This window comes from Kitasatospora setae KM-6054, from assembly GCF_000269985.1.
Classification (GTDB): domain Bacteria; phylum Actinomycetota; class Actinomycetes; order Streptomycetales; family Streptomycetaceae; genus Kitasatospora; species Kitasatospora setae.
The window spans coordinates 428,389-440,248 of sequence record NC_016109.1 but is presented as its reverse complement, the minus strand read 5'-3'; the positions used below and the strand labels follow the sequence as shown (position 1 = coordinate 440,248).

Here is an 11,860-nt window from a genome sequence, read left to right as displayed (position 1 = left end):
CACACACCTCGAAGGGAGGCACCCGGGTGCGGCTTCCGCTCCTCGCGCTGCTCGCCACCGGCCCCGCGCACGGCTACCAGCTCCGGCAGGCCCTGGAATCGACGTTCGGCCCGGCCTACTCGCGCACCAACGACGGCCAGGTGTACGTCACGCTCGGCCGGCTGGAGAAGTCCGGCCTGATCGAGGGGCAGGCCGTCAGCCAGGAGCGGCGCCCCGCCAAGCGGGTCTTCGTCCTCACCGACGACGGCCGCCGGGTCCTCAGCGACTGGTTCGCCCGGCCGTCCGACGGCGGCAAGGTCCGCGAGGAGTTCTTCCTCAAGCTCGTGCTCGCCCCGCGCACCCGCCTCGCCGACCCGCGCACCCTGATCGACCTGCAGCGCTCGCACTGCCTCGCCGCCATCCGCGGCCTGCACGCCACCGCCGACCAGACCCCCGAGCACGGCGTCTCCCGGCTGCTGATCGAGGGCGAGGTGCTGCACCTGCAGGCCGAACTCGACTGGCTGGAGCGCTGCCAGCAGGAACTCACCTGAGCCGGGCGGTCGGGCGGCCAGTTGGCTGATGGGGGAGGCGGAGGGGCGAGAGGTCAGGGCAGGCCGGCCCGCATGCCGGTGAGCAGCCAGTCCAGGGCGCGGTGGAACTCGCGTTCGCGCAGGACGGTCTCGGGCTCGCCGGCGCGGTCGACCAGGACGCCGGAGTCGGCGACGCCCGGGATCTCGCGGACGGCCTCGGTGATCTCCTCGATCAGCTCCTCGGTGCTGCTGCCGGCCTCCGCGGCCTTCTCGGCCCAGTTGACCTCGGTGGCCGTGAAGCCGTAGGTGTACTGGAAGATCGCCGACAGGGCCGCCATCGAATCGGCCTCGGAGAGCGGGGAGGCGCGGGCGATCTCCAGGGCGCGGGCCGAGAAGCGGATCGAGTTCGGGCCGATGTTCAGGTAGTCGCTGTAGATCCGGATCGCCCACGGGTGCGCCAGCATCGCGGCCCGCCAGGTCGCGGCCAGCGCGCGCAGGCCGGCCTCCCAGTCGCTGCCGTCGCCCGCCGGGGGGAGCACCATCTCGCCGCCCACCACGTCGAGGGCGAGCTCCAGCAGGTCGTCCTTGTCGGCGACGTACCAGTAGAGCGACATCGGCGTGACGTCCAGCCGGGCGGCCAGGCCGCGCATCGAGAAGCGCGCCTCGCCCTGCTCGTCCAGCAGGCGGACCGCCGCGGCGACGATCACCTCGCGGTCGAGGCTGCCCGGGCCGCCCTCGCCGGCCCGCGGCGAGCGGCGGCCGCGGACCGGCCCGGGGGTGAGCCAGACGCTCTTCTTGACCTGCGAGGCTCGTTTGGTGGCCACGCTGCTCCTTCGCTTCGTACGGGGTGGCACCACCGTACGGCCTGGGGGCGGAGGCGGGCGGGGAGGGCAGCGGGGGAGGGAGGTCAGTGGGTGGTGGGGACGGCCTCCGGGGTGTCGGTCGGGGTGTCGGCGGGTGCGGTGGCGGTGGCGGGGGCGGACGGGCGGTCGGCGCGGTACAGCAGGGCGGCGGAGAGCAGGCCGCCGAGCAGGACGGCGGTGGCGCCGATCAGCTGGCTGGACGTCAGGCCGTGGGCGAAGGCGTCGTGCACGGCGGTGCGCGCGGCGGCGTCGGGGGCGGCGGCCAGCGCCTCCGGCAGGGACTTCGCGGACGCCGCCGGGACGCTCCCCGGCAGGCCCGCGGCGAAGCGGGAGCCGAGGACGGCGCCGAGCACCGCCACGCCCAGGCCGCCGCCGAACTCGGTCACCGTGCCCTGCACGCCCGCGCCGGCCCCGGCCCGCTCCGGCGGGATCGCGCCCATCACGGCCGAGGCCATCGCCGGGCTGGCGATCGCGATGCCGCAGCCCATCAGCACCAGGCCGGCCAGCAGCCCTGGGTACCCGTGCCCGGAGCCGAGCGCGGCGACCAGCGCCAGGCCGCCCGCCAGCAGCCCCATGCCGACCGCGACGGCCCCGGCGAAGCCGATCCGCGGCAGCAGCCGGGCGCCGACGCCGGACAGGTTGAGCAGCACGATCAGCAGTGCCAGCGGCGACATCCGCAGCCCGGCCTCCAACGGCCGGTAGCCGAGCACCAGTTGCAGGTACTGGGTGAGCAGGAACAGCGAGCCGGCCATGCCGAACGCGACCAGCAGGCCGCCCGCCACCGCGCCGTTGAAGCGCCGGTTCCGGAAGAAGGACATGTCGAGCATCGGCGCGGGCGTGTGCGCCTCCCAGGCGACGAAGCCGGCCAGCGCGGCCAGGCCGACCGCCCCCGACAGCAGCACCTGGCCGGAGCCCCAGCCGTGCAGCGGGCCGGAGATGATCGCGTATACCAGGCCGACCATGCCGACGGTGGACAGCACGGCACCCGGTACGTCCGGCCGCCGGGCCGCCGGGTCCTTGCTCTCGGGGAGCAGTCTGGCCACCGCGAACAGGCCGAGCAGTGCCACCGGGACGTTGATCAGGAAGACCGAGCCCCACCAGAAGTGCGCCAGCAGCACGCCGCCGAGCAGCGGGCCGCCCGCGAAGCCGAGCGAGCTGACCGCCCCCCAGACGCCGATCGCCTTCGGCACCTCGGCGCCCTGGAAGACCTGCATCACCACCGCCAGCGTGGTGGTCATCAGCAGCGCGCCGCCGACGCCCATGCCGGCCCGGGCGGCGATCAACTGCCCGGAGGACTGGGCGAGCGCCGCCGCCGCCGAGCCCAGGCCGAACAGCGCGAGGCCGACCAGCAGCGCGCGCTTGCGCCCGTACCGGTCGGAGAGGCTGCCGGCGGTCAGCAGCAGGCCGGACTGGACCAGCGCGTACGCGTTGATCATCCACTGGATGTCGGCCGTGCCCGCGCCCAGGTCTTCGGTCAGGGAGGGGATCGCCACGTTGAGCACGGTGTTGTCGAGCAGCACCACCAGGGTGGCCAGGCAGACCACCGCCAGGATGACCCACCGCCGCGGGTGCGGGGCGGCGGGCGGGGGGACGGGGGCTTGGGACAAGGGGACTCCAGGGCAGGGCGGGGCGCGGCGAGGCGGCCGGGCGGCCGTTCGTTGTACACCGTAGAGGAGTCCTTCTACGGTGTACAACGGATTTCCCGGGAGGGCGGAGGGGAGGGCGGAGAGGAGGGGAAGGGGGAGGGGGGAGGGAGCTGAGCGGAGGGGTCAGCCGGTCATGCCGCCGTCGACCGGGAGGCAGGCGCCGGTGATCCCCGCGCCCGGGCCGGAGGCCAGCAGCAGCACCGCCGCGGCCACCTCGTCCGGGCGGGTCAGCCGGCCGGTCGCGGTCCGGCCGGTGAAGTGCCGCACCAGGCCCGGGTAGTCGGTGCCGAGCACGGCGGCCGCGCGCGGCCCCTGCTCGGTGAACCAGTCGGTCTCCACCGGCCCCGGGCAGACGCAGTTGGCGGTGACGCCGTGCGGGCCGACCTCCTTGGCGAGCACCCGGGTGAAGCCGATCAGCGCGTGCTTGGCGGCCGCGTACGCGGACAGCCCCGGGTCCGGGTCGCGGCCCTCGACCGAGGCGATGTTGACGATCCGCCCGGAGCGCTGCGGCAGCAGGTGGGCCAGCGCGCGGCGGGTGGTGAGCAGCGCGGAGTCGAGGTTGAGGGCGAGGGTGGCGCGCCAGAGGTCGTCGGTGGTGTCGGCGACGGTCGCGAAGCCGCTCGCGCCGCCGACGTTGTTCACCAGCACGTCCAGCCGCCCGTACCGCCGCACGGTCTCGTCGACCGCGTCCTCCGCCTCGGCCCGGACGGTGGCGTCGGACCGGTGGAAGGCGATGTCCGGGCCGCCGTCCAGCTGCCCCAGGGCGGCGCGGCCGGACGGTTCGGAGCGGCCGGTGAGGAGCAGCCGGGCGCCGTGCGCGTGCAGGGTGTGGGCGATGGCGAGGCCGATGCCGCGGGTGCCGCCGGTGATCAGGGCGACGCTTCCGGTGAGGTCCATGGGCGGTGCTCCCGTCGTGGGGGCGGAGGTGGGGTCGCGGGCGGTTGGTACAGGGCGAGGGTGGCGGTGTGCGGGCGGCCCGGCAGGCGCAGCGGCAGCAGCTGCCAGCCGGCCGGTGCCCGGTTCCGGCCCAGCCGGGCCACGGCCGGGCGGGGCCGCAGGACGAGTTCGACATCGGTCAGCGCGCGCAGCAGCGGCCAGCCGAGCGCCTTCGCGACCGCCTCCTTCGCCGTCCAGAGCGCGAGGAAGCGCGGCAGCCGCAGGGCGGGCGGCAGCTCGGCCAGCGCGGCCCGCTCGGCGGCGGTCAGCGCCAGGTCGAGCAACTGCGCGGACGGCGGCGCGGCCAGGTGTTCGACGTCGATCCCGAGCAGCGTGCCCGGACGCGGCGCCGCCAGCACCGCCGCCACGGTGACCGGACCGCTGTGCGCGGCGGACAGGCACAGCGGCGGGAACCGGTCGGGCGCCGGCACGGGGCGGCCCAGCGGGTCGCGCAGCACGGCCACCTCGGCCGCGGGCCGACCGCGGCGCGCCCCGACGGCGTGCTGCAACAGCGCCCGCCCGCGTACCGGCGCCGGACCCGGGCTGACGTGCCACCAGAGGTCGACCGGGCCCGCGGCGGTCGGCAGCCGGCGGCGGCGCGCCCCGGACAGCGCGGGGACGGGCGCGCTCATCGGGCGGGCGGGGGGCTGCCGGCCGGGAACGGGGCCGTGGTCTGGATCGGGGCCGGGGCCGGGGGCGTTTCGGTGGGGGAGAGGTGGGCGAGGACGGTCGCGTGCAGGCCGGTGACCTGGGCGACGACCCGGCCGTCCGGGGTGCTGGCGGTGCTGGTGCCGCTCGCGGCGGAGTGCCGCAGGTGCAGCCCGTTCGGATGGGCGAGCAGCAGGTCGTGGTCGTCGCCGGGCAGGTGCAGGGTGATCCGCTCGATGTGGTGCGGCACCGCGACGGGGTGCCGCCCGTCGGGGCCCGGGCTGAGGGCCGGGGTGCGGGCGAGGCTGTCCAGCAGGACTGCCGGGGTGCCGAGCCGGGGAAGTGAGCCCAGCGCGTCCGGGTCGGGCCGCCAGTGGGCGGCGGTTCCGGTGGGCGTGGCGCGGCAGTCGGTGGTGGCCCGGAAGACGCCGGTCAGCAGGACCGGGGACGCCGGGTCGTAGTACGGGTCGTAGGACGGGGCGTCGTGCGGGTCGTCGTACGAACCGTCGACCGGACGGGCTCCGGCGGCGGCCGGGCCGGGCGGGGCGGGCAGCGGGGCCGGGCCGCCGAGGCGGACGGTGGCGTGGAAGTGCTCCCGGTCGGCGGCCAGCACCTGCCCGTCCGGCGCGACGACGTCGGAGCGGACGCTCACCCGCACCGCGTAGCCCGGCCGGGTCGGGCGGAGGTGCGCTTCGACCCGGAAGCGGGCCGGGCGGCCGTCGGCGCGGGCCCGCACCCAGCTGCGAAAGGCCAGCCGCTCGACGCCGCGGAAGGGCGCGTCCGGGCGGAGGGTGCGGGCGGCCTGCACGGCGAGGTCGGCGAGCAGGACGCCCGGGACGGTCGGGCGGCCGTCCACCAGGTGGTGGCGGAGGAAGGGGTGGCTGTCCAGGCCGAACAGCACCTCCCAGACCGCGTGGTCGGGTCGGCGGAGGACGGGGGCACCGAGCAGGCCGGGGAGGAGAGTGGGGGCGGTGGGTGCCGGGACGGTGGGTGCCGGGGTGCGCAGGCCGGGGAAGCGAGTGTCGAAGGACTGGTACTCGGCCGCGCCGACGAAGGTGACCACCCGGTCCGCGCGGCCCTCCGGGCGGGTGCGGCGGCGCAGTTCGGCCAGGAAGTGGGCGACCCCCTCGGCGGTGCTCATCCGGGACAGCCGCGCGGTGCGGGCCGTGTAGGACTGGACGACCGGGCCGGAGCCCAGGCCGGTCTCGTCCCAGACCGTCCAGGCGATGGTGAACTCCCGCTCGTCGGCGGCGGATTGGGCGGCGGCGGAGAGGAAGTCGTTGGCCGGCGAGTAGTCGCTCTCGCCGGGCAGCCCGACCACGCCGGTGACCGAGCCGAAGTTGCACCACAGCCCCGGGGCCAGCGGCCCGGCGAACGCGGCGCGCAGGTGGTGGTAGCCGGCCAGCTTGACGTCGCGGATCCGGCGCATGCCCGGCAGCGTCTTGCGGGTGATGTCGCCCGGGTGGTGCAGCCCCGCGCCGTTCACCAGCAGGTCGACCCGCCCCTCCCGGGCGCCGACCGCGTCGGCGACGGCCCGGACGGCGTCCGGATCGGTCACGTCGCAGGTGTGGAAGTGCACGTGCTCGGCACCGCAGGCCGCCCGCAGCGCGCGCAGGGTCAGCGCGGACTCGCGGGCGTGCAGCAGCCGGTCGAAGTCGGCGCTGATCTCGCCCACCGGGCGCCCGGGGTGCCGGGCGTGCTCGGCGGCGATGTGGCGGGCGCGGGCGGCCGGCAGCTCGTCCGCCCCGGCCGCCAGCAGCTCGGGCGGCACCTCGGCCGGTCGGCTCGACCCCACCAGGTGCACCCGCAAGGGGAGTTGACGGGCCAGGCCGAGCAGGCAGGCGGCCGTGATGCCGCGCGCGCCGCCGGTCGCCACCACCACCGGGTGCGGCGGGAGGAGCGGGGCATCGGCGGGCACGGGGGCGGACTCCTGCGGAGTGAGGCGTTGGACCAGGCGAGTGCCCGCGTGCCGCCTGGCCAGCGGCAACCCGTCCGCCGGGTGGGCGAGTTCACCCTCCAGTGCGGCCAGGACGGCCAGCGGGTCGGCAGGGTCGGCCGGGTCGGCCGGGTTGGCCGGGTTGGCCGAGTCGGCCGAGTCGGCCACCAGAGCGCGGACGGTGCAGCCCTCCAGCTCCCATGCCAGCGACTTGACGAACCCGGTGAACAGGTGGGCGTGCGGCGCGGGTTCCCCCACCCGGAAGGGTGTGCGCACGCCGACCGCCAAGGTGTCGAGCGTGTCGCGGAGTCGGCGCACCGCCCAGAACGCCGCCTCCTGCACGGCCAGCAGCCCGGCCGTCGGCGGTGCGGGCCACGGCGGCGCGGCGTGCAGGTCGGCCAGCACCCGCAGGTGCCGGAACCCGCCCGGATGCTCGGCCAGCACCCGGTCGACGGCCGCCCCCGGATCCTCCGCCGGCCGGACGGCGAGCAGCCGGGCACCGGCGGCGGCGACCGGGCGGAGCACGTCCGCCTGGGCGGCTCCGGTGATCACCAGGGTTTCGGCGGGGGAGGCGAGCGAGCGGGGGTCGGGCGCTCCGGTGGGCGTCCAGCAGAGGGTGTGCCGCCAGGTGAGTCGGGTGATCGGTGCGGGCGGGGTCGGCGGTGCGGGCGGGGTGGGGTGGGTGGCGACCAGGTGGCGGACGGCGGCCAGCAGGTCGTCCGCGCCGAGGTAGCTCCAGCGGTCGGGCGCGGGGGGCTCTTCCGGGGCGGGCCGTTCCAGGCGTTCGAGGACGCCGGCGAGGGTGTCGAGCACCGGCCACTGCCGAGCGCGGGCGACGGACGCCCGGGTGAGGACGAGTGCGAACGCGCCTTCGGCGGTGGGCCGTTCGGGAACGGTCTGTTCGGGAGCGGTCTGTTCGGGGGTGGTCAGTTCGGGGGTGGAGCGTTCGGGGGTGGAGACGCCGTTCGCGCCGATGACCAGCGCCAACTCCAGTTCGCCGCGCCGCAGGTGGGACGCCGCCGCGCGCAGGGCGGTGCGGCCCGAGGTGAGCCCCGTGTCGAGCGTCATGGTCGGGCCGTGCAGGTCGTGCAGGGCGGCGACCCGGGCCGGGATCACGTTCGGCATCAGCCCGGCCAGGGTGTCCTCCCCCGGGTCGGTGCGCCCGCGCACCGCGTCCAGGAACGCCTCGGTGGCCTTGCGCAGCGCCGCCGGGTCGAGGCCGTGGTTGTCGTCGGGTGAGTCGGGCTGCGTTGCGGGCTGCCCGAGGGCGGCCGTCAGGGCGGTCGCGTGGCAGCGGACCGTGAGGTCGGGCGAGGCCGACGGGACGCCGGTGTGGGCGGCGAACACCCCGCAGCCGTCGCGCAGTTCCTCCCACCAGGGCGGGGCGTCCGGCCGGGTCAGGGCCGCCACCGCCTGGAGCGCCATCAGCTGCGCCCGGTCGACGCGGGCGGCCGTCGGGGCGGGCAGGCGTACCTCGGCGAACGGGGGGATCGGGTAGGCGGCACCGAACGAGCGCGCGGAGGATGGGTTGTGATGATGCGTCAACTGATGTGCCACGTCCGGGGATCCGGGGAGGTGGGCCGACCAGGCGACCACCACCACCGGGTCGTCCGGCACCGGTTCGGGCAGCGAGGGCGGGGCGGACTCGCCCGGGCGCGGGGCGTCCTGGAGCAGCAGGTGCCCGTTGGTGCCGCCGAATCCGAACGACGACACCCCGACCGTACGCGGCCGGTCCGCCGGGCGGGGCCAGGGCGCCGGGGTGGTCGGCACCCGCAGCGGGGGTGCGCCGTCCGGTGCGCGGTAGGGGAGTTGGGGCGGGACGGTGGAGTGGGCGAGGCCCTGTAGCGCGTGCACCACCGACACCGTGCCGGCCGCCCAACCGGTGTGCCCGAGAACGGACTTGTTCGAGGTGCACCAAGCCTGCGGCAACTGCTCGGCCAGCACCTCGCGTTCCACCCCGTCGCCGACCGGTGTCCCGGTGGCGTGGGCGACCACCCAGTCGATCCGTTCGGCCGGGATCCCGGCCGCCTTCCGGGCCCGGGCCAACGCCCGCCGCTGGCCGGACGGGTTGGGCGCGTGCACCGCCCGGCCGCGTCCGTCCGAGGCCGCGCCGAACCCGGCCAGCACGGCCAGTACCCGGTCGCCGTCGGCCAGGGCCGCGTCCAGCCGCTTGAGCGCGACGAACGCCGCCCCGTCCGCGAACAGCACGCCGTCCGCGTCCGCGTCGAAGGCCCGCACCGCGCCGGAGCGGCTCAGTCCGCGCAGCCGGGAGAACAGCACGCCGTAGCGCGCGCCGAGTGAGAACGCCCCGCCACAGAGCGCGAGTTCGCACTCGCCGTCGAGGATCGCCCGGGTGCCCAGGTCGATCGCGTACAGGGCCGACGAGCAGGCCGTGTCGACCACCTGCACGGGCACCGGGCCGGGCAGCAGTCCGGCCACGGCGGCGCGGACGGCGGCGGGCGGCAGGTGGTCGTCCGGGTCTCCCGCGTGCCGGTAGACGGCGCGCAGGCGCTGCTGCAGCCGGGTGCGCAGGGACTCCCGGCCGGCCGGGTCGGGCCAGTGGGCGGCGATGCCGGCGGCCGCCGCCTCGACCAGTACGCTCTCCTCCACGTGCTGCGAGCCCTCGGCCCACGCGCCGGCGAAGCACGCGGTGCGAACTCCCGGGCGGGCGGCCAGGATCGGCGCTTCGCACTGGAGCAGCGCGGCGCGGGTCCAGGCGGTGAGGTAGTCCTCGGCCGGGTCGGGCGCGGGGCGCAGGTAGCCGGCCACCCGGCTGTAGGTGCGGTCCGGCGCGTTCTCGGGCGACCAGAAGTGTTCGAGCGGGAAGCGCTCCCCGGGTTCGCCGAACTGCGGGACGCCCTCGACGAGTCGGCGCCAGAGCTCCTCCGGGTCGTCGACGCCCGGGGCGACCAGGCCCGCACCGACCACGGCGACGGTCCGGGCCGCGCCGCGGATCGGGGTGGACGGCGCGAGGAACGGAACGGCCTTGGGGGGAGGGGGTGTTGCTTCCTGGTGCCGCTGCGGGGGCTGTGGGAGCTGCGGGAGCTGTGGGGGCTGCGGGGTGAGCATGGCGCGGCCGACCGAGAGGCCGCCGTCGGCGAGCAGGCACTGCCCGGAGATCCAGCGGGACTGCGGGGAGGCCAGGAAGCCCACCAGCCGCGCCAGGTCGTCCTCGTGGCCCACTCCGCCCAGCGGGGCCGCCGCCGCGCAGGTCGCGCGCAGGGCGTCCGAGCCGGGGAAGAGCGCGGCGGTCGGGTTGTCCAGCAGGCCGGCCGAGGCGGTGTTCACCCGGATCCCGGACGGGCCCAGATCGGCGGCCAGGTAGCGGGTCAGCGCCTCCAGTGCGGCCTTGCAGACGCCCACCAGCAGGTAGTTGTCCATGGCCAGCCCCGCGCCGATCGACGACACGTTGACGATCGCCCCGCCGCCCCGGGCCGCCATCAGCGGCGCCGCCGCCAGCGCGCACCAGCGGGCGCCGTGCAGGTTGGTGTCCAGCGCCCGCTGCCACTCGGTGTCGGTGAGGTCGTCGTAGCGGGCGAACACGCCCCGGGCCGCGTTGTTCACCAGGACGTCCACCCCGCCGTGCCGTTCGGCCAGTGTCGCGAACATCGCCGCCACCTGGTCGCGCTTGGCGACGCTCCCGCGCAGGCCCTCCGCCCGCCCGCCGGCCGCCCGGATCGCCGCCACGGTCTCCTCGGCGGCCTGCGGCGAGTGGAAGTGGTTCACCACCACCAGTGCGCCCCGGGCGGCCAGTTCACGGCTGATCGCCGCGCCCACGCCCTTGCCGCCGCCGGTGACCAGCGCGACCTTCCCGGCCAGGTCCTGACCGGGGGCGGAAGCGGGGGAGGGGGCGGGACGCTCGTTCATGTACGGGCTCCCGATGCGGAGGGCAGGGTGGGCAGCAGGCCCGCGAGGGCGTCCAGGGTGGTGTAACTGGTCAGCCGGGAGCCCTCGGTGGGCAGGCTGCGGCCGAAGCGGGCGACGGCCTGGGCGAACAGTTCGGTCTGCTTGATCGAGTCGACGCCGAGGTCCGCCTCCAGGTCGGCGTCCGCCGTCAGCACTTCGGGCGGGTAGCCGAGTGCCGTCGCGTACAACTCGCGGAGGACGGCGACGACTTCGCCGCGATCGGGGACGATCGGTGCTGCTGCTGCCGGGGGCGGTGGAGGGGGTGGGGGTGAGGAAGGGAGCGGGGAGGGGGCCGGGGGCGGGGTGGTGCCGGTCAACCCCCTCAGCTCGGCGGCCAGTTCGGGGCCGCCCAGGCGGCGGCGCAGCGGTGCGAGGGTGCGTACGCCCGGGAGGGTGGCCGCCACCAGGCCGCTGAGCACGCCGCGCGGTCCGCACTCCACGAACAGCTCGACGCCCTCGGCGTGCAGCAGCCGGACCGCGTCGGTGAACCGGGTGGGGCGCACCAGGTGGGCGGCGACCAGTTCGCCGACCGCGTCGCCGTCGGTGATCCGGCGGCCGAGGATGGCCGAATGCAGCAGCCGGCCGACCGGAGCGGTCGGCAGGGCGTCGGCCCGGCGGGCGAACTCGCCTGCCACGGCGGCCAGGAGGCGGTGGTGGAAGGCGTACGGGACGTGCAGCGGGGTGCTTCGGACGCCCACCGCCTCGGCCTTTCCGCGTACCCGCTCCAGGGCGGCGCTCGGGCCGGAGACCACGCACTGGCGCGGGCCGTTGTCGGCCGCCAGCATGACCTCCCACTCGGCGAGCCCGGCGAGCAGGGCCTCGGTCCGGGCGGCGGACAGCTCCAGCGCCAGCATCCCGCCGGGCTCCGGCGGGCAGGCGGCGAAAGCCTCGTCCCGGGCCGCGACCAGGGCCAGTCCGTCCGTGAGCCGGAACGCCCCGGCGGCGGTGAGGGCCACCAACTCGCCGAAGCTGTGCCCCAGCAGGACGTCCGGCCGCAGGCGGTGCCGCTCGGTCAGCAGGCGGAACAGGGCCATCTCGGCGGCGAACAGCGCCACGTGCAGATCGGCCGGCGCGTCCCGCGCCAACTCCTCCAGGGCCGGGGCCCGTTCGTCCAGCAGCAGCCGGGACGGGGCGCCCCGGCCGAGGCGGACGGCGGCGGCGTCCAGGGTGCGCAGGGTGTCCGCCACCAGCGGCTCGTCCTCGGCCAGCCGGGCCAACCCGCCCGGCAGGTAGGCCCCTTGGCCGGGGAACACGAAAGCGCAGCGCTCGACCAAAGCAACTCCTCAGCACAGAGCGACATTTGGGAGATGGAGAAGCGCGCGGAGGCGCGCACCGGCCCGGACGACGGGGCGGCGGGAAAGGGGTGAGGGAGAGGGGGAACCGGGCGCGGGACGGGCGACTGCCCTGCCGCGCACA

Annotated in this window: 7 protein-coding genes; 1 reads left to right on the top strand and 6 read right to left on the bottom strand. The window is 76.6% G+C overall.

The window, feature by feature from the left end:
* Positions 1 to 26: 26 nt before the first annotated feature.
* On the top strand, positions 27 to 530 hold the full coding sequence (locus KSE_RS01835; protein WP_014133549.1) for a PadR family transcriptional regulator: 504 nt from the start codon (positions 27 to 29) through the stop codon (positions 528 to 530).
* Positions 531 to 583: 53 nt separating this feature from the next.
* On the opposite strand, the gene KSE_RS01830 is transcribed toward KSE_RS01835, so the two are convergent.
* The 6 genes from KSE_RS01830 to KSE_RS01805 form a co-directional block, all read right to left on the bottom strand.
* Complete coding sequence (locus KSE_RS01830; RefSeq protein WP_014133548.1) at positions 584 to 1,333, bottom strand: TetR/AcrR family transcriptional regulator; 750 nt, start codon at positions 1,331 to 1,333, stop codon at positions 584 to 586.
* Between the two features lie 83 nt (positions 1,334 to 1,416).
* A complete protein-coding gene (locus tag KSE_RS01825; protein WP_014133547.1) occupies positions 1,417 to 2,979 on the bottom strand; it encodes an MFS transporter in 1,563 nt (520 codons plus the stop codon).
* Positions 2,980 to 3,141: 162 nt separating this feature from the next.
* Entirely contained in the window at positions 3,142 to 3,915 is a 774-nt protein-coding gene (locus KSE_RS01820) for an SDR family NAD(P)-dependent oxidoreductase (protein WP_014133546.1), read from the bottom strand.
* Positions 3,888 to 4,586, bottom strand: a complete 699-nt coding sequence (locus tag KSE_RS38020; protein ID WP_014133545.1) for a 4'-phosphopantetheinyl transferase family protein — start codon at positions 4,584 to 4,586, stop codon at positions 3,888 to 3,890. The genes KSE_RS01820 and KSE_RS38020 overlap by 28 nt, the downstream gene beginning before the upstream one ends.
* Positions 4,583 to 10,405, bottom strand: a complete 5,823-nt coding sequence (locus KSE_RS01810; RefSeq protein ID WP_014133544.1) for an SDR family oxidoreductase — start codon at positions 10,403 to 10,405, stop codon at positions 4,583 to 4,585. The genes KSE_RS38020 and KSE_RS01810 overlap by 4 nt, the downstream gene beginning before the upstream one ends.
* Positions 10,402 to 11,718, bottom strand: coding sequence for an acyltransferase domain-containing protein (locus tag KSE_RS01805; RefSeq protein ID WP_202523275.1), 1,317 nt, complete (start codon positions 11,716 to 11,718; stop codon positions 10,402 to 10,404). The genes KSE_RS01810 and KSE_RS01805 overlap by 4 nt, the downstream gene beginning before the upstream one ends.
* Positions 11,719 to 11,860: the final 142 nt, after the last annotated feature.